The following is a 17712-nucleotide window of genomic DNA, read 5'->3' on the forward strand; positions in this document are numbered from 1 at the left end:
ATGTTCCGCGTCGAACTCGATCGGGAGGCCTGCGACGGCATCTTCGCCTGTCTCGTCCGCGACGACCGCTTCGTCGAGGACGACGCCGGCCTCGCGACGGTCGATCCGACGGCCGAGGGCGTGGTCGACGTCGAGCGGGCGGGCGAGCGCGTGATCGCCACCTTCGACGGCGACGTCGAGGACGCGACCCTCGCCGCGCGGGCCTGCCCGCCCGACGCCATCACCGTCCGGGAGGAACCATGACCGCCGAGGCACCCGCCGACCTGCTCGAGTGTCACCCGGAGACGGCCTACTTCTGGGGCCACGTCGCCGGCGACGGCGACGTCCGGGCGGACGGCCTCACCGTCCGGGCGCCGGACGAGGGCTGTGCCGACCGCCTCGTCGAAATCGCGGGCGGCGGCGACGTCGACCACCGCCGGACGGAACGCGAGTACGCCCACGATACGTCGATCACCCGGACCGAGGACGAGTACCGCGTCACCGTCGCCGGCGACGTGGCCGCACGCGGGAGCGCCGCCTTCGGCCTCCCGACGGGCGACGAGCGGGGCGGCTACCGCTTCGACGCCCTCGCGGACGCCCACCGGCAACTCCTCCGGGGACTCCTGGAGAGCTGCGGGACGGTCTGTTTCAAGTCCTCCTCGGGGACCGTGGGCATCTCCTTCGTCCACGACGACCGGACGCTGCTGGAGGCGGTCCAGGGGCACCTCGCGGACTGCCCGGTCGACGCCCCGGCCGACGACATCGGGGAGACGTCCTCCGGCGGCTACTGGTTCGGGATCGACGACGCGGCCGCCGGTCCGTTCGGCCGCTGGGTGTACGAGGGGAGCGAGGCGAGCGAGCTGTTCGCGCCGACGCGGCGGCGCAAGTTGCTCCGGAGCCTGGAGCAGGTGGAGGGATGATCGACGAGCAGCCGCTCGACGACGACGCGGTCCTGCTCGTCGGCCACGGCTCCCGCCGCGAGAAGTCGAACGAGCAGGTGCGCACGCTGGCGGCGGACCTGGAGGCCGAACTCGACCTGCCGGTCGACGCGGCCTACCTCGAACTCGCCGACCCGCCCATCGGGGAGGCCATCGAGACGCTCGCGCCCGCCTGCCGGACGCTGACCGTCGTCCCGCTGTCGCTGTTCGGCGCGAGCCACGTCAAAAACGACGTGCCGCTTGCCGTCCAGACGGCGCGGGCCCGACACGACGACCTGACGATCCACTACGGCTCGCATCTGGGCGTCCACCCGTCGCTCGTGGACCTGCTCGACGACCGCGTCCGCGCCGTCGAGGCCGACCTCGGTGTCGATCGGACCGAGGACGACGTGGCCGTCGTCGTCTGTGCCCGCGGGTCGAGCGATCCGGACTCGAACGCCGACGTGCACAAACTCGCGCGGCTCCTCTACGAGGGCCGCGAGTTCGACCGCGTCGAGGCCTCGTTCATCGGCGTGACGTCGCCGCTCCTCGACGAGACGCTCCACACCGTCACGAAGAGCCGCCCCGACGCGGTGGTCGTCGTCCCGTACATGCTCGGCGACGGGACGCTGACGGGGCGCATCGTCGACACGGCCGAGTCCTTCGACGACGAGTACCCCTACGTCGCAGCGGGCGCGGGCGCCCCGCTCGGGGTCGACGACCGGGTCGTCGACGTCCTCGTCGACCGCTGGCGGGCGGCCCGCTCGGACAGCGTCGAGATGTCCTGTGACACCTGCAAGTACAAGGTCGAACTCTCGGGCTACGAGGAGGACCAGGGCGGGGCACGCGCCATGCTGCGCTCGCTCGTCCATCAGGCGGAACACGCCGACCGTGAGGACGTCGGCGACGACCCGCACGTCCACGACGCGCCCGAAAAGCACGTGGCGGTCTGCACCAACCAGACGTGTGCCGAGAGCGGATCGGCGGCGGTCATCGAGGGACTCCGGCAGGGCGTCCGCGACGCCGAAGACTGCGACGCCCGGATCACCCGCACCTCCTGTCTCGGACAGTGCGGGGACGGCCCGATGGTCGCCGTTTACCCCGACGGCGTCTGGTACGGCGGCGTCACCGCCGACGACACCGACCGCATCGTCTCGTCCCACCTCGACCGGGACCGCATCGTCTCCGAACTCGTCCACCAAACGCTATAATGGCTTGCGCAGAACTCGAAGCGCTTCGACTCGCACTGATGAACATGACCGGTACCGTCGACGAGAGCGTCAAACAGCACGCCGAGGCCGAAATCGGCGACGAACTGGAGGCCGGCGGCCCCATCGCGGCGCTGGCCGCGGCCGAGACGCTCGACGAGATACAGCGCCACCTCGAAGCGGCCCTGATCGACCTCGAAGAGGAGGCGATGGCGGCCGACGCCACCGACCCAGACGGGGCCTACCTCCGGGGACGGGTCGTCGCCGTCCGCGACGCCGAACGCACCGTGCGCCGGCTCCGTGAGCGGACCGACGCCGTGCTCGACGACCTCGGCGAGGCCCACCACACGCTCCACGAGACGTTCCCGACGGAGGAGTGATGCCCGAACTCGTCGACCCGGCGCGGCGGTCGCTGGGCGACCTGTCCCCTGCGGGGAGCCGCCACAACCGGGCGCGCTCCGGGGCGGCTATCGCCGACGACCGTCTCTTCGCGGGCGGGGCCGACGGACGCGTGGCCGCGCACCGCCCCGACGCGACGCCCTTGGAGGGCTGGGCGGGCCCGGGCGACCAGTCGACGGCCGACGAGCGGTACGCCGTGTCGCTGGCGGCGACGGCGGATACGCTCGTCGTCGGCGAACGCGGCCCCGACGGCCGCGTCGCCGCGCTGTCGCCGGCCACGGGCGAGGTCCGGTGGCGCTACGCCACCGCGGCGGACGTCGGGACGGCGACTCGGGAGTCGCTTCTCTTCCAACCGTACGTGGTCGACGCGGCCGTGATCGACGACACGGCCGTCGTCGCCGCCCGGCGGTACGACCGTGACGGCGACGACCGGACGTGGCCGAGCGTCGTCCTCGGGGTCGACCCCGACGGCGGCGTCCAGTGGCGCTACGCCGCCCACGCCTCGCCCATCGCCGTGGACGTCGGCGACGGGCGCGTCGTCGTCGCGTACAACCGCTGTACGGCCGACCACGTGTACGGTCTGGTCGTCCTCGACGCCGATTCGGGGGCCCTCCTCGCCAACTGGGACCCCGGAACCGAGGGTGACCGCCGCGTCGGCGACGTGGCCGTCGTCGACGACGGCATCGCCGTCGCGAGCCACGGCGACAAACACGGCTACCTGCTCGATTTCGACGGCGGCGAGCGGTGGCGGGTCGACCTGGCGAGCGAGCGGTCGGTCGACGGCGACACGGTCTACGCCTACCCGAACCACGTCGCCGTCGCCGACGGAACCGCCGTCTTCGTGACGGGCAACACCTACGCCGCGTCGACCCGCGACCCGGACGCCCGCCACCCGCGGGAACATACGGCCGTCGCCGTCGACGGCGGCGACGTCGCCTGGACCCACGACGTCGGCGGGTTCGCCCGCGGCGTCGCGGCCAACGGGTCGTTCGTCGCCGTCCCCTCGGCACAGCACTTCCGGGAGCGGTCGGCCGACACCCACGCGGTCCACCTCCTCGACGCGACCCGGGGCCACCTCGATTCACGGTCGCTGCCGGGCGTCGCCGCGGCCGTGGCGCTCGGTGACGACGCCCTCGCCGTCGTCGAGGAACCCGTCGAGTACCACGACGAGGGCGTCACGCACGGGACCCACCGCCTGCACGCGTGGCGGGTCCGTTAGTCCCGCTCGACCGACGCCGCGGCGTCGGCGACGACGTCGGCGGTGAGGTCCGACAGGGGAATCCGTCGCCCGCCGGTCTCCTCCTCGATGATTCCCGTCACGCCCGTTCCGCCGCCGGCGTCGACGGGGGCCGAAGACTCTCCGCCCCCACCCGGACGACGTTCGGCGGCGTCGACGAGGACGACCGACGCGTCGCTTTCCGCCAGCCGGCGGGCCGCGGCGCGGGTCGCCGCCGTGGGGCTCCCCTCGGCGACGTTCGCGCGCCCGTCGGTCACGACGACGACGAGTCCGGCGTCCGCGTCGGATCGCGTCACGAGTCGGGTCGCCGTGTCGAGTCCGTCCGGGAGGGGCGTCCGGTCGCCGGTCGGCAACTCCTTCAGGTGGCGGGCCGCGAGCGTGACGCTGTCCGTCGGCGGGAGCAACACCTCCGCCTCGTCGCCGGCGACGGCGACGAACGCCACCTCGTCCCGCCGCTCGTAGGCGTCGCGCAGGAGCGCCATGACCGTCCCCTTGGCCTCGCGCATCGCCGGGCGCATCGACGCGCTCGCGTCGACGACGAAGACGACGAGCGTCCCCGCACTCCCGCGCCGGACGGACCGCCGCAGGTCGTCCTCGCCCACGTCGGCCCGTCCCGCGGCCGCGGCGGCCCGGACCGACGCCGCCGCGTCCACGTCGTCGCCCGGGCCCGCGCGCTCGGTCCGCACCCGCGAGCCACGCGACCCCGCGGCGGCGTCGGTCCGGGCGCGGGACCCGCTCCCGTCGCTCGTCGACGCCGTCACGTCGTCGGCGGGCGGGCGCTCGGCGTCGCCCACCTCGGCCCGCCGCTGACCGGGGACCAGCGGCGTCGCCTCGTCCTCCGCGTCGCCGTCGCTTCCGCCGTCGCCGTCGCTTCCGCCGTCGCCGTCGGATCCGTCGCCGCCGCCCTCGCCACCGCCGCCAGCCGGTCCCGACCCCTCGGCGCTCGACGGCGCCGACTCCCGGGTCGGGCCGTCGCCCTCGGCGTCCCCCTCGCCGCCGGGCCCGTCCCCGCTCGACCCGTCGTCCGCCCCGCCGGTGTCGGCGTCACCCTCGCCGTTTTCGTCGCCGTCTGCGTCACCCTCGCCGTTTTCGTCGCCGTCTGCGTCACCCTCGCCGTTTTCGTCGCCATCGCCGTCGCCATCGCCGTCGAAGTGATCGTCGAGGACGTCGTCGGGGTCGGGTTCGTCGTCGAAGGGACGGCGCCGGAGACGGTGGGGGAGCGCGAACGCCGCCGCCTCGCGGACGTCCGAGCGGAGCACCTTCGCCCGGCCGTCGAGCGCCGCGAGCGTTCGCGCGGTGCGGGCGGTGGCGATGTCGGCCCGGTGGCCGTCGACGCCCGCGTCGCGGCACAGTTCGGCGATGTCGGTTTTGAACTCCTCGGGGAGGGTCACGTCGCCGACGCGTCGCCGCGCGTCGCGCAGTCGCTCGCGGAGGGTGTCGGTCTCGTCGTCGTACGCGGCGGCGAACGTCTCGGGGTCGGCGTCCCGGTCGAGGGCGCGGTCGATGACCTCGACCCGGTCGTCGACGGCCTCACAGCCCGTGACCGTCGCCTGGAGGGCGAACCGGTCGCGGAGCTGTGGGCGGAGGTCGCCCTCCTCGGGGTTCATCGTCCCGACGAGCGTGAACTCCGCGGGGTGGGTCCGACTCACGCCGTCGCGCTCGACCCGGTTGACGCCGCTCGCGGCCGCGTCGAGGAGGACGTCCACCAGGTGGTCGTCGAGGAGGTTCACCTCGTCGACGTAGAGGATCCCCCGGTTGGCGCGGGCGAGGAGGCCGGGGTCGAACGCGGCGTCGCCGTCCAAGGCGTCGGCCACCGACAGCGTCCCGACCACGCGCTCGCGGGTCGCGCCGAGCGGGAGGGTCACCAACGGGACCGACCGCGTCTCGACCGGCGGGTCGGCCCGCTCCCGACACGACGCACACTGCCTGTCCGGGTCGGCCGGCGGACAGCCGTACGGACAGTCCGCGACCGCGCGCTGCTCGGGCAACAAGTCGACCAGCGCCCGGACGGCCGTGGACTTGGCCGTCCCCTTCTCCCCGCGGACCAGCAGACCGTCGAGCGCGTCGTTCGCCGTGACGGCCAGCAACGCCCGCTTCAACTCCTCCTGCCCGACGATGGCCGGGAACGGTGTGTGGTGACGCTCCATGTGAATACGAAAGTTTACTTGTAGTACCGCAATAATGCTTTATCAACTCATGCCGACGATCGGGCTGTACACGGCGACCGAGAACGAATTGGGAGCGGTCCAGCGGGCGGCTGGACGTCTCGACGACGTCGACCTCGTGGTCCGCTCCGAGAGCGACCTCGACGACGGGACCGATACCGACGCGTTCGTCGACGAGGTCGAGTCCGCGACCGCCGTGGTGCTCTGGTTGCACGGCTCGGAGGGGAGCATGCCGGGCTACGACCACGCCGTCGAGCGACTTCGGGACGCGGGCGTCCCGCTGATCGTCAAGGCGACGGGCGACGCCTTCGCGTTCGAGGACACGACCGTTACCGCGGACGACCGGGACCGTGTGTACGAGTATCTCGACGGCGGCGGCGTGGTGAACCTCGCCAACTGCTGTCGGTTCCTCGCCGCCACCTACGACGACGTCGACGTCGCGTACGACGACCCGGTCGACCTCCCGACCGAGGGCGTCTACCACCCCGATCACCCCGGGATCGAGTACGAGGAGCTCCTGGCGACACACGACGAGGGCAAGCCCACCGTCGGCGTCTGGTTCTACGAGTCCCACTGGACGCACGCGAACACGCGGTACGTTGATGCGCTCGTCCGAAAGTTGGAGGAACTGGGAGCGAACGTCCTCCCCGCCTTTTGCAACCCGGCGAGCGACGAGGCGGGCCAGGAGAACGCGGAGTGGGTCGCGCGCAACTGGTTCAGCGACGACGACGGCCCCGTGGTCGACGCCGTCGTGAGTTCGTTCATGTTCTCGCTGTCGATGAGCGAACGTGGACGGGCAGCGAGCGACGAGGGCGAGGGCGCCGAGGACGTCTTCCTCACGGAACTGGGCGTCCCCGTGTTGCAGGCCATCACGACCATGCGCTCCCGGTCGCGCTACGAGTCGAACGACACGGGCGTGATGGGCTTCGAACTCGCGCTGTCGGTCGCACTCCCCGAGTTCGACGGCAACGTCATCACCCACCCGATCAGCGGCAAGGAGCGCATGGACGACGAGGCGGGCATCGGGAGCGCCCCGAAACAACATTTCCCCATCGACGACCGGATCGACCACGTCTCCCGGCTGGCGGTCAACTGGGCGCGGCTCCGAGACGTCCCCAACGACGAGAAATCGGTAGCGGTCGTCCTCCACAACTACCCGCCGAGCGACGACGGCATCGGGACTGCCTTCGGCCTCGACAGCCCCGAGAGCACCGTCAACCTGCTCGACGAACTCGACGCGCGGGGCTACGCCGTCGAGGACTCGCCGACCGACGGCGCGGAACTCATCGACCGGCTCACCGCCCAGTTGACCCTCGATTCGCGGTGGGTCGCCCCGGAAGACGTCCGGGAGCTGAGCGTCGACACCGTCTCGCCCGAGCGGTACGCCGAGTGGTTCGCGACCGCCGACGAACGGTTTCGGGAGAACGTCATCGAGGAGTGGGGCGACCCTCCCGACCGGCCCTTCGCCATCCCCGGCGTCGAGTACGGGAACGTCCTCGTGACCGTCCAGCCGCCCCGCGGGTTCGGGATGGACCCCTCGAAGGTCTACCACGACTCGGACCTCCAGCCGCCACACGACTACTTCGCCTTCTACGCGTGGCTGCGCGAGGCGTACGACGCCGACGCCGTCGTCCACCTCGGCACCCACGGGAGCCTGGAGTGGCTCCCCGGCAAGACCGTCGGCCTGAACGGGGCGAGCGCGCCGGATAGGCTGATCGACGACCTGCCGAACGTCTACCCCTACATCGTCAACAACCCGGGCGAGGGGACACAGGCCAAGCGCCGCTCCTACGCGGCGGTCGTCGACTACCTGACGCCGGTGATGAGCAACGCCGGGACCTACGACGAACTCGCGGAACTCGAGGAGCTGGCCGACCAGTACCGCGAGGCCGGGATGGAGGACGCCCGCAGCGACGACGGCGAGCACCTCGAAACCCTCCTGCGCGAGAAGGTGGACGACCTCGACCTCGCGGTAGAACTCGGGATCGCCGGCGGGATCGACGACCGAGCCGACGTCCGCGGTCCGGACGCGGCCGGCTCCACGCTGGCCGAGGGGGCGGTCGCCGGCGACGACCTCTCGGTCGACGAACTGGTCGAGCGGGTACACGAGTACCTCACCGACGTGAAGACGACCCAGATCCGGATGGGGCTGCACACGATGGGTGAACCCCCGGAGGACGACCGGCTCGTCGAGTACCTCGTCGCGCTCACGCGTCTGGAGAATCCCGGCGGACCCAGCCTCCGGGAGAGCGTCGCGGGCGTCCTCGGCGTCGACTACGGGCGGATGCTCGACGAACCGGGCGCGTACGACGAACGGCTGGGCATGACCCTCTCGGAGGCGGCCGACGAGGTGTACGAAACCAGCCTCGACCTCGTCGGGACGCTTGCAGCCAACGACTTCGACGTGCCGGAGTCGGAGGCGACGGCCGACCCCGACGACGAGGTGAACATGAACCTCTTGGTCGTGGATATCGACCCGCTGGGCGACGCCCGTGCCAAGCGGGGCGCCCACGACGACCTGCGCGAGGCGCTGTCGTTCATCCGTGACGTGGCCGCGCCACGGGTCCGGGGCGCCGAAGCCGAGATCCCCCGGACGGCGGACGCCCTGGCCGGCGGGTACGTCCCCCCGGGCGGCAGCGGCGCCCCGACCCGCGGCGGCGTCGACCTGCTGCCGACGGGGCGGAACTTCTACACGCTCGACCCACGGAAGGTGCCGGCCAGGAGCGCCTGGCAGGTGGGCAAGGAGGTGGCGACGGGGACTCTCGAACGCCACCACGCCGAACACGACGAGTACCCCGAGGAGGTGGGCGTCGTCGCGTGGGGGACGCCGACGGTGCGGACCCGCGGCGAGACGGTCGCACAGGTGCTCGCGCTGATGGGCGTCGAGCCGACCTGGACCGACGCCGGCCGCGTCGACGACGTCGAACCGATCCCGCTGGAGGAGCTCGGGCGCCCTCGCGTCGACGTGACGACGCGGGTCTCCGGCCTCTTCCGGGACGCCTTCCCGCAGGCCGCGAGCGTCGTCCACGACGCGGTGGACGCCGTCGTCGAACTCGACGAACCCCACGACAGGAACTACGTCAAGAAACACGTCGAGGAGGAGGCGGCCGACCTCGAAGCCGAGGGCGTGGACGAAGACGAGGCCGACGACCTGGCGAGACGGCGCGTCTTCACGACGAAACCCGGCGGCTACGGCGCCGGGACGAACAAGGCCGTCGACGAGGGCGAGTGGGACGACCGCTCGGACCTCGCGGACGTCTACGTCCAGTGGGGCGGGTACGCCCTCGGCTCCCGCGGCCGGGTCTCCGAGGCCCACGACAGCTTCGAGCGGCGACTCGGCTCCGTCGAGGCGACGGTGAAAATCGAGGACACGGCCGAACAGGACGAGTTCGACAGTTCGGACTGGTACGCCTTCCACGGCGGGTTCATCACCGCCGTCTCGGAGATCGCGGGCGAGGAGCCGGCCTCCTACGTCGGCGACTCTAGCGACCCCGACAACGTCGACGTCTACACCAACGAGGAGAAGGTGCGCAAGACGATGCGGGCCCGCGTGCTCAACCCCGACTGGCTCGACAGCATGGAGGAACACGGCTACAAGGGCGCGGGCGACCTCTCGACGACCGTCGACGTGGCCCTCGGCTGGGACGCGACGACCGGCGTCGTGAGCGACGCGCTCTGGGCCGACCTGGCGGACGCCTACGCGTTCGACGAGGATCGACGGGAGTGGATGCGGGACGTGAACCCGTGGGCGCTGGAGAGCATCACCGCGACGCTGCTCGAGGCGATCGGCCGCGACCTGTGGGACGCCGCCCCCGAGGTGGCGGACCGACTGCGCGACATCAACCTCTCGGTCGAGGGCGACCTGGAGGCCGAGACGACCGACCGAAACGAGGCCATCACCCATGACTGACGACGACTACGCCGACCTCGGCGCGACGACGGAGCAAGCGATGGATATCGCGGAGACGAGCATGGACATCGTCCGTTCGTTCGTCCCCACGGAGACGCTGAACGACCGGCTGCGGGCGAAGGCGGTCCACTCGACCGGCTCCCCGGACTTCCAGCATCTCATGCGGTTCCAGAACGACCCCGTGGTCGCGGGCGCCCGGGCCGTCCTCGACGAGCGGCCCATCGTGACGGACATCACGATGGTCAAGTCGGGGATCACGGGGCGGGGTCACGACTGTCGGGTGCGGAAGGCCATCGGCAACGGGACGGAACTGGCCGCCGAGACGGGGATGACCCGGACGGCGGCCTCGGTCCTCGAACTCGACCGCGAGGGGGTCTACGACGGCGCCATCGCCGTCGTCGGCAACGCCCCCACCGGCGCCCTGGCGCTCTGTGACTGCATCGAGGACGGCACCCGGCCGGCCGTCGTCGTCGCGACGCCCGTGGGGTTCGTCAAGGCGGCCGACAGCCGCAAGCGGGTGCGCTCTGTCGCCGCGGAGCACGGGGTCCCCGCCGTCACGAACGTCGGCACCCGCGGCGGGAGCGGCCTCGGCGCGGCGCTCGTGAACGAACTGATCCACGTCGCCCGCGACGTCCGTGAGGGCGACGTGACACTCCCCGGCGATGAGTGAGGACTACGACCTCGACGCCGGCCCGGACCCGGCGGCGGTCGCCGCCGCGACGCCGGAGCCGGACCCCGACGCCCTCGACGACCCGGTTCACGCCGTCGGGATCGGTCCCGGCAACCCGGACTACCTCACCCGCCGGGGCGCGCGGGCGATCCGCGAGGCGGACGTCGTCGTCGGCTTCGAGACGGTCGTCGACTTCGTCGCCGACGGGACCGAGGCCGATCTGCTCACCTGTGGCTACGCCGACGAGGCGGCGACGCTGTCGGTGTTCGCGGACCGCGTGGCCGCCGGCGACCACGGGACGGCCGTCCTGATGGGCGATCCGAACCACTCGGGCTACCAGTTCCTCGGCAAGGTCGAACGGGCCGTCGATGCGCCCGTGACCGTGGTGCCGGGAATCTCGTCGCTCCAGGTCGCCGCGAGTCGGGCACGGACGCCGATGGAGGACGCCGCGTTCGTCACCCTCCACAAGAGCGGCGACCTCGACCCTGATCTCGACCGCCTCGTCGACGCCGTCGGCGACCGACACCTGCTCGTGCTCCCGCGGCCGTTCGACTGGATGCCCGGCGACGTCGCCGACCTGCTCGTCGAGTCGGGCGCCGATCCCGCGCTCGACGCGCTCGTGTTCGAACACCTGACACACCCGGAGGAGCGGGTGACACGGACGACACTCGGCGACCTCCGCGGATCGGCGGGCGGGGGCGACCGCGAGTCGACACCGTACTCCGACCTCTCCGTGCTCGTCGTGCGGGCCGACCCATGAAAGGAGTCGTCCTCGGCGGCACGAAGTCGGGCGTCGGCAAGACCGTCGCGACCCTCGCGGTCCTCCGTGCCCTGGCGGCCGACGGCTATGACGTCCAGCCGGCGAAGGCCGGCCCCGACTTCATCGATCCGAGCCACCACGAGGCCGTGACGGACACCCCCTCCCGGACCCTCGACCTGTGGCTCGAAGGTCGCGAGGGTCTGCGCCGTAACTACGCGCGCGGCGACGGGGACGTCTGCGTCGTCGAGGGGGTGATGGGCCTCTACGACGGCGACCGGTCGAGCACGGCGATGGTCGCCGAGGCTCTCGATTTGCCGGTGGTGCTCGTCGTCGACGCGAAAGCGGGCATGGAGAGCGTCGCCGCGACGGCCCACGGCTTCCGCGAGTACGCCACCCACGCGGGCCGGGACGTCGACGTCGTCGGCGTGATCGCCCAGCGTGCCCACGGCGGCCGCCACGAGTCGGGGATCCGGGAGGCCCTGCCCGACGACTTGGCCTACCTCGGCCGGATCCCGCCCCGCGAGGACCTGGAGATTCCGGAGCGACACCTCGGGCTCCACATGGGCGCGGAGGCGCCACTGGACGGTGACGCCCTCGACGCCGCCGCGGCGGGCATCCGGACGGATCGGCTGCTGGACCTGGCGCGGACGCCGCCGCGGACCGCTCCCGCCCCGGTCGGCGGTCCGACCGGGGCACGGATCGCCGTCGCCCGCGACGCCGCCTTCGGCTTCGTCTACCCGGCGACGGTCGAGCGCCTGCGCGACCGGGCGACGGTCGTCACCTTTTCGCCGCTCGCGGGCGACGACCTGCCCGCCTGCGACGGGGTCTACCTGCCGGGGGGGTACCCGGAGCTCCACGCCGCCGACCTCGAAGCGAGTCCGACGACGGACGCCCTCGCGGCGGCGGCGGCCGAGGGCACCGCCGTCCTCGGGGAGTGCGGGGGGCTCATGGCCCTCGCCGAGTCGCTGACCACGACCGAGGGGGAGCGCCACGCCATGGCCGGCGTCCTGCCCGCCGACGTCCGGATGCACGACCGGTATCAGGCGCTCGATCACGTCGAGTTGCGGGCACGGCGGGACACCCTGACCGCCGCGGCCGGCGACCGGCGGCGCGGCCACGAGTTCCACTACTCCAGCGCGACCGTCGACGACGACGCCCGCTTCGCCTTCGACGTGGTCCGGGGATCCGGCATCGACGACGAGCGGGACGGCCTGGTCGAACACCGGACGCTCGGCACCTACTGTCACCTCCACGCCGAGAGCGGGGCTATCGACGCGTTCGTGGCACGGGCGGTCGAGGACTGATCAGGTGGCGTCCACGCCCCGCACGTCGAAGCGGGCGCCGCCGTCGGCGCTCTCGGTCACGTCGACCGTCCACCCGTGGACGTCGACGAACTCGCGGACGATTTCGAGGCCGAAACCCGTCCCACCCTCGTCCGTGGAGTAGCCCGCCTCGAAGATCCGATCCCGTTCGGATTCGGGGATTCCGGGGCCGTCGTCGGCGACGTAGAAGCCGCCGTCCGTCTCGCCCACGGTGACGACGACGTCGTCGCCGCCGTGTTCCACCGCGTTGCCGAGGAGGTTCGTCAGGAGTCGCCGGAACCGGCGCGACTCGGCGTTGACGGTCCGCTCGGTCTCGACCCGGAGCGTCGCGTCCCGCGTCTCGATGTCGGACCAGCACCGCGTAACCATCGTCGGCAGCGACAGGGCCTCCCGATCCATGTCGCCGTCGGTGTCCCGGGCCAGCGTGAGGAGGTCGTCGATCAGCGCCTCGATCCGGGCGTGGGCGTCGGCGACCGCGTCGAGGTGTTCGTGGCCGGCCTCGGTCGCACACTTGGCGAGTTCGAGTTCCCCCGCCGCCACCGTCAGCGGGTTCCGGAGGTCGTGGGAGAGCACGCCAGCGAAGCGTTCGAGGCGCTCGTTCTGCCGTTCGAGACGGCGACGGTACCGGCGGTACTCGGTCACGTCCTCCTGGAAGCCGACCCAGCGGGCCACCTCGCCGTCGTCGTCCCGGAGCGGGGCGATGCTCACCCGGTTCCAGAACGGTTCGCCATCCCTCCGGTAGTTCCGGAGGGTGACCGTCGCGGGTTCGCCGGCCTCGATGGCCTCGTTCAGCGTCTCGACGGGCTCCGAGTCGGTGTCCGGCCCCTGGAGGAACCGGCAGTTGCGGTCGAGGGCCGCCTCGCGGTCGTAGCCCGTCATCTCGACGAACGCGTCGTTGACGTAGATCATCGGGTTGTCCGCCCGCGAGGGGTCGGTCATCGTGATGCCCGTCGGCGCCTCGTCCATGGCGCGGGTCCTGTAGTCGAGTTCGCGGCGTCGCCGGCGCTCCGCCGAGACGTCGCGGAGGATGCCGACGCTCCCCTCGAAACACTCGCCGTCGTAGGGCAGGGCGGCCATGTGGTCGCGACACCGGATCGGGTCGCCCTCCTTCGGGACGATGTCGACCTCGAACTGACTGCTGTCGGGGCCGTCCGCCGAGAGGATCCCCCCGAGTTCCGATTCGGCCCGCTCGACGGCCGCATCGTCCTTGATGAGCGAGGGTAGACTGCCGATGATCGTCTCCCGATCGTAGCCAGTCAGCTCCGCGAAGGACTCGTTGACGAACTCGAACCGTCCGTCCGCGTCGACGACGTAGACGGGGTAGCCGAGGGCCTCGATCACCGTCGAGTAGCGGTCGGCGACGGCCTGCGTCCGGCGGTCGTCGAGGACCTGTTCGACGCGGTTGGCGAGGCGGCGCTGCTGGTCGGGTCCACCCTTCTGGAAGTAGCCGGTGACGCCGGCGTTGAGCGCCCGGCTGGCGATCTCCTCGCTCCCCTTGCCCGTATAGAGGATAAAGGGCGTCGTGATCCCGTGCTCGCGGGCGGCCTCGAAGAAGGCCAGCCCGTCCATCGCGGGCATGTCGTAATCGCTGATGATACAGTCGACGTCGGCGCCGGCGTCGGCGTCGTCGGCGACCCGCGAGAGCGCCGCCTCGGGCGACGTTTCGGTCAGCGTCGTGACCTCCCAGCCGAGCTCTCGATCGAGGAACGACGACGTGAGATCCAGCACCGCCGGATCGTCGTCGACGTGTAACAGCCGAAACGTGTCGGTCGCGCTCATGCGGTCGCGGTGAATCGCAGTCGGTTCGCCATCGTTCGGGTATCCTATGGGCGCCGGAATCAAATACGCATCCCCGTGATTACCAGCCGTGAAAACGGGAGCGACAAAGGACTAAGTGCGCGCCTCGGCAGTGTCGACCGGATGCCACCGAACCGACGGATCTCCCTTGCACTGCTGTCCGGGATCGGAGCGATACTGACCGGCGTGTTGCTGTTCGACGTCTACGAGGACTGGCAGGTGCAGGGCAACAGCCTCGCGTCGACGGCCGTCGAGAACGCCCTCCCGTTCGTGCTCGTCCTGGGGTTGTACTACTCGATCCATCGGCTCCGCCGCGGGTCGTACGACGACGCGTTCGTGGGGACCGTGACGAAGTGGACGGTGGCGGGCGTCCTGATGATGGGGGGGTTGACGGCCTGGGTCGTCGGCATCCAGGTCGTGCAAAACGAGGTAAAACCCGTCATCATCGTGTTACAGACGGCGGTGGTCGGCACCGTGGCGGGGCTGATCGTCGGGCAACGGACCGCCAGCGTCCGGCGGGAGCGGGATCGGACCCGACGCGAGAAGGAGCGCTTCCAAGCCCTGTTCGAGAACGATCCTTCGGGGATCGTCTCGCTCCGTCGACACGGCGACCGCCTCGTCGCCGAGTCGGCGAACCCGAGCTTCGAGTCCCTGTTCGGCTCGGTCGAGGGCCAGGGGCTGGGGACGGCGCTCCCGCAACTGGATGACGGGACCATCCGGGCGTTCCGGACGCATACGGACGACCACGAGCGGTTCACGGCGGAGACGACGCTCCGGACCGAGGATGGGACGAAACACTTCGTGGTCGAGCTGGTGCCGTTCGGCGTCGAACAGGTGGCGGAGTCGCGGAGTTACGCCATCTTCCAGGACGTGACCGAGATCAGGGAGACGGAGGCGGAACTCGAACGGACCGTCCAGCAGCTCGAACGCTCCAACGAACAGCTCCAGCAGTTCGCCTACGTCGCCTCCCACGACCTCCAGGAGCCGCTGCGGATGGTCTCCAGCTACGTCGACCTGCTCGACTCGGAGTACGGGAGCGAACTCGACGAGGAGGCCGACGAGTACATCGAGTTCGCGGTCGACGGTGCCCAGCGGATGCAGGCCATGATCGACGACCTCCTGCAGTACTCCCGGGTCCACACGAAAGGCAAGAAGTTCGAGGAGACCGATCCCGAGGCTGCCCTCGAACGGGTGTTGCGGGACCTCGAACTCCTGATCGAGGAACGGGACGCGACCGTCACGTACGGCGACCTGCCGTCTGTCGTCGCCGACGCGAACCAGCTCGGCCAGCTCTTCCAGAACCTGATCGACAACGCCATCGAACACGGCGGCGACGGCGACGACCCGCCGACGGTCCACGTCGCGGGCGAGGAACGCGAGGATTCGGTCGTGTTCTCCGTCGCCGACGACGGTCCGGGCATCCCGGCGGACCAGCAGGACCGCGTGTTCGAACTCTTCGAGCAGTCCAGCCGGGACGACGAGGGGACGGGCATCGGCCTCGCCATCTGTCGACGGATCGTCGACCGCCACGGGGGGGATATCTGGATCGAATCCGAGGAAGGTGAGGGAACGACGTTCCACGTCGAGTTCCCCACGCGCCCGCCCCAACAGTCAACACACAGCGGTCGAATGGAGTGACCATGTCGGAACGCGAGCCCGTGGAAATCCTCCTGGCGGAGGACAACCCCGGCGACGTCAAGCTGACGCGGAAGGCCCTGGAGAAGGGTCGACTGGCGAACAATCTCCACGTCGTCACCGACGGCGTCGAGACGATGCAGTTCCTCCGGGGCGAGGAGCCGTACACCGACACGCCACGGCCGGATCTCGTCTTGCTCGATTTGAACATGCCCCGGAAGGACGGGAGAGAGGTGCTCGCGGAGGTGAAAAAGAGCGAGGACCTCCGGCGCATTCCGGTGGTCGTCCTGACGAGTTCGGAGGCCGAGGAGGACGTGATCAAATCCTACGAACACCACGCGAACGCCTACCTGACCAAACCCGTCGACTTCGACGGCTTTATCGACGTCGTCGGCACCCTCGAGGAGTTCTGGCTGCAGGTGGTCAAACTTCCGCCCGAGTGAGATGTCGAGCGAGCCGGCGAACGGGTTGGACGTCCTCCTCGTCGAGGACAACGAGGGCGACGCACGGCTGATCCGCCACCACCTCCGGGTCGACACCAGCAGCGTCTTCGACCCGCCGAACCTGACACACGTCGACAGCCTCCCCGCGGCCGTCGATCGGCTGGCCGAGTCGGCGTTCGACCTCGTCTTGCTGGATCTCGGCCTCGCCGACAGCCAAGGCATCGAGACGCTAGAACGACTCAAAGACCGTATCGAGGCCGAGGAACTCCAGTCGGTGCCGGTCGTGGTGTTGACCGGCCTCTCCGACGACGAGACGGCGCTCCGGGCCATCGAGGCCGGGGCGCAGGATTACCTCCTCAAGGACAACCTCGACGGCGCCCTGCTCGAACGGGCCATCCGCTACGCGATGGAGCGCCACCGACAGGAGCGCCTGCTGAAACGACAGAACGAGCGCCTCGAACGCTTCGCCAGCATCGTCTCCCACGACCTCCGGAACCCGCTGAACGTCGCGAAGGGACGGCTCTCCCACGAGATGGGACTGCGCGAGGGGACCGACGTCTCGACCGAACACGTCGAGGAGGCGGTCGACGCGCTCGATCGGATGGAGGAACTCGTCGACGACCTGCTGGCGCTCGCCCGCGACGGCCGGTCGGTCGACGAACTGGAGACGGTGGCCCTCGACACGTCCGTTCGATCGGCCTGGGAGAACGTCCCGGCGCCGGCGAGCCAACTTCGCGTGGACGTCTCGGGGACCGTCGAGGCCGACCCCGCGCGACTAGCGCAGCTGTTCGAGAACCTGTTTCGGAACAGCGTCGAACACGGTTCGACGGGCAACCGGACGGAGTCCGGCGACAGCGTCGAACACGGTTCCACGAGCAACCGGACGGAGTCCGGCGACAGCGTCGAACACGGTTCCACGAGCAACCGGACGGAGTCCGGCGACAGCGTGGAACACGGTTCGACGGACACCCGATCGGAGGCCGACGGGGTGACGATCACGGTCGGGCGAGTCGGGGACGGTCTCTACGTCGCCGACGACGGTCCCGGGATCCACGAGGACGACCACGACGACGTCTTCGAGGCGGGCTACTCGACGAGTGTGGACGGGACCGGCTTCGGCCTCGATATCGTCCGCGAGATCGCCGAGGCCCACGGGTGGACGGTCGACGTGACCGAGAGCGCCGACGGCGGCGCCCGCTTCGAGATCACCGGCATGGGACTCGACGGGTAGCCGTCGATGTCGCTCCGCTCACAGTTCGTGGTAAGGTTT

14 protein-coding genes are annotated in these 17712 nt (G+C 70.9%); 12 read left to right on the forward strand and 2 right to left on the reverse strand.

The window, feature by feature from the left end:
* Genes NO364_RS03720 through NO364_RS03740 form a run of 5 tightly spaced genes read left to right on the forward strand, consistent with a single transcriptional unit; the run spans window position 1 to window position 3722 of the window.
* Complete coding sequence (locus NO364_RS03720) at window positions 1-243, forward strand: ferredoxin (protein ID WP_157688572.1); 243 nt, start codon at window positions 1-3, stop codon at window positions 241-243.
* Window positions 240-899 (forward strand): cobalamin biosynthesis protein, encoded by a 660-nt coding sequence (locus tag NO364_RS03725; RefSeq protein WP_257628550.1) that lies wholly within the window; start codon window positions 240-242, stop codon window positions 897-899. The genes NO364_RS03720 and NO364_RS03725 overlap by 4 nt, the downstream gene beginning before the upstream one ends.
* Window positions 896-2107, forward strand: a complete 1212-nt coding sequence (locus NO364_RS03730; RefSeq protein ID WP_157688570.1) for a CbiX/SirB N-terminal domain-containing protein — start codon at window positions 896-898, stop codon at window positions 2105-2107. The genes NO364_RS03725 and NO364_RS03730 overlap by 4 nt, the downstream gene beginning before the upstream one ends.
* A complete protein-coding gene (locus NO364_RS03735; protein ID WP_157688569.1) occupies window positions 2107-2484 on the forward strand; it encodes a DUF3209 family protein in 378 nt (125 codons plus the stop codon). The genes NO364_RS03730 and NO364_RS03735 overlap by 1 nt, the downstream gene beginning before the upstream one ends.
* Window positions 2484-3722, forward strand: a complete 1239-nt coding sequence (locus NO364_RS03740) for an outer membrane protein assembly factor BamB family protein (protein WP_257628551.1) — start codon at window positions 2484-2486, stop codon at window positions 3720-3722. The genes NO364_RS03735 and NO364_RS03740 overlap by 1 nt, the downstream gene beginning before the upstream one ends.
* Here NO364_RS03740 and NO364_RS03745 read toward each other — a convergent pair.
* Window positions 3719-5887 carry a VWA domain-containing protein gene (locus NO364_RS03745; protein ID WP_257628552.1) on the reverse strand — a complete coding sequence of 723 codons (2169 nt, stop codon included), beginning with the start codon at window positions 5885-5887 and terminating at the stop codon, window positions 3719-3721. The genes NO364_RS03740 and NO364_RS03745 overlap by 4 nt on opposite strands.
* Window positions 5888-5936: 49 nt before the next feature.
* On the opposite strand from NO364_RS03745, the gene cobN reads away from it, so the two are divergent.
* Genes cobN through NO364_RS03765 form a run of 4 tightly spaced genes read left to right on the forward strand, consistent with a single transcriptional unit; the run spans window position 5937 to window position 12549 of the window.
* Complete coding sequence (cobN, locus tag NO364_RS03750; RefSeq protein WP_257628553.1) at window positions 5937-9815, forward strand: cobaltochelatase subunit CobN; 3879 nt, start codon at window positions 5937-5939, stop codon at window positions 9813-9815.
* Window positions 9808-10485 carry a precorrin-8X methylmutase gene (locus NO364_RS03755; RefSeq protein ID WP_157688565.1) on the forward strand — a complete coding sequence of 226 codons (678 nt, stop codon included), beginning with the start codon at window positions 9808-9810 and terminating at the stop codon, window positions 10483-10485. Before cobN ends, NO364_RS03755 begins: the two co-directional genes overlap by 8 nt.
* Window positions 10478-11245: a cobalt-precorrin-7 (C(5))-methyltransferase gene (locus tag NO364_RS03760; RefSeq protein WP_257628554.1), complete on the forward strand. Its 768-nt coding sequence runs from the start codon at window positions 10478-10480 to the stop codon at window positions 11243-11245. Before NO364_RS03755 ends, NO364_RS03760 begins: the two co-directional genes overlap by 8 nt.
* Window positions 11242-12549, forward strand: coding sequence for a cobyrinic acid a,c-diamide synthase (locus NO364_RS03765; protein WP_257628555.1), 1308 nt, complete (start codon window positions 11242-11244; stop codon window positions 12547-12549). The genes NO364_RS03760 and NO364_RS03765 overlap by 4 nt, the downstream gene beginning before the upstream one ends.
* On the opposite strand, the gene NO364_RS03770 is transcribed toward NO364_RS03765, so the two are convergent.
* Window positions 12550-14346, reverse strand: coding sequence for a PAS domain-containing protein (locus NO364_RS03770; protein ID WP_257628556.1), 1797 nt, complete (start codon window positions 14344-14346; stop codon window positions 12550-12552). It abuts the gene before it with no gap.
* A 141-nt stretch (window positions 14347-14487) separates the two neighbouring features.
* Here NO364_RS03770 and NO364_RS03775 point away from each other — a divergent pair, with 141 nt between their 5' ends.
* From NO364_RS03775 to NO364_RS03785, 3 genes are read left to right on the forward strand one after another with little or no spacing between them, the layout of a single operon-like run.
* Window positions 14488-16002 carry a sensor histidine kinase gene (locus NO364_RS03775; RefSeq protein WP_257628557.1) on the forward strand — a complete coding sequence of 505 codons (1515 nt, stop codon included), beginning with the start codon at window positions 14488-14490 and terminating at the stop codon, window positions 16000-16002.
* Window positions 16003-16004: 2 nt separating this feature from the next.
* The gene (locus tag NO364_RS03780; protein ID WP_157688560.1) at window positions 16005-16442 is read left to right on the forward strand and encodes a response regulator; all 438 of its coding nucleotides are present in this window, start codon (window positions 16005-16007) and stop codon (window positions 16440-16442) included.
* Between the two features lies 1 nt (window position 16443).
* The gene (locus tag NO364_RS03785) at window positions 16444-17673 is read left to right on the forward strand and encodes an ATP-binding response regulator (RefSeq protein ID WP_257628558.1); all 1230 of its coding nucleotides are present in this window, start codon (window positions 16444-16446) and stop codon (window positions 17671-17673) included.
* Window positions 17674-17712: the final 39 nt, after the last annotated feature.

This window comes from Haloplanus salinarum, assembly GCF_024498175.1.
GTDB classification, from domain to species: Archaea; Halobacteriota; Halobacteria; order Halobacteriales; family Haloferacaceae; genus Haloplanus; species Haloplanus salinarum.

Excerpts from the sequence above, each read along its gene's own strand:
- NO364_RS03725 (WP_257628550.1), top strand. The coding sequence starts at position 240 with ATGACCGCCGAGGCACCCGCCGACCTGCTCGAGTGTCACCCGGAGACG.
- NO364_RS03735 (WP_157688569.1), top strand. The coding sequence starts at position 2,107 with ATGGCTTGCGCAGAACTCGAAGCGCTTCGACTCGCACTGATGAACATG.
- cobN (WP_257628553.1), top strand. The coding sequence starts at position 5,937 with ATGCCGACGATCGGGCTGTACACGGCGACCGAGAACGAATTGGGAGCG.
- NO364_RS03780 (WP_157688560.1), top strand. The coding sequence starts at position 16,005 with ATGTCGGAACGCGAGCCCGTGGAAATCCTCCTGGCGGAGGACAACCCC.
- NO364_RS03785 (WP_257628558.1), top strand. The coding sequence starts at position 16,444 with ATGTCGAGCGAGCCGGCGAACGGGTTGGACGTCCTCCTCGTCGAGGAC.
- NO364_RS03755 (WP_157688565.1), top strand. The coding sequence starts at position 9,808 with ATGACTGACGACGACTACGCCGACCTCGGCGCGACGACGGAGCAAGCG.
- NO364_RS03775 (WP_257628557.1), top strand. The coding sequence starts at position 14,488 with ATGCCACCGAACCGACGGATCTCCCTTGCACTGCTGTCCGGGATCGGA.
- NO364_RS03760 (WP_257628554.1), top strand. The coding sequence starts at position 10,478 with ATGAGTGAGGACTACGACCTCGACGCCGGCCCGGACCCGGCGGCGGTC.
- NO364_RS03745 (WP_257628552.1), bottom strand. The coding sequence starts at position 5,887 with ATGGAGCGTCACCACACACCGTTCCCGGCCATCGTCGGGCAGGAGGAG.
- NO364_RS03770 (WP_257628556.1), bottom strand. The coding sequence starts at position 14,346 with ATGAGCGCGACCGACACGTTTCGGCTGTTACACGTCGACGACGATCCG.
- NO364_RS03765 (WP_257628555.1), top strand. The coding sequence starts at position 11,242 with ATGAAAGGAGTCGTCCTCGGCGGCACGAAGTCGGGCGTCGGCAAGACC.
- NO364_RS03740 (WP_257628551.1), top strand. The coding sequence starts at position 2,484 with ATGCCCGAACTCGTCGACCCGGCGCGGCGGTCGCTGGGCGACCTGTCC.
- NO364_RS03720 (WP_157688572.1), top strand. The coding sequence starts at position 1 with ATGTTCCGCGTCGAACTCGATCGGGAGGCCTGCGACGGCATCTTCGCC.
- NO364_RS03730 (WP_157688570.1), top strand. The coding sequence starts at position 896 with ATGATCGACGAGCAGCCGCTCGACGACGACGCGGTCCTGCTCGTCGGC.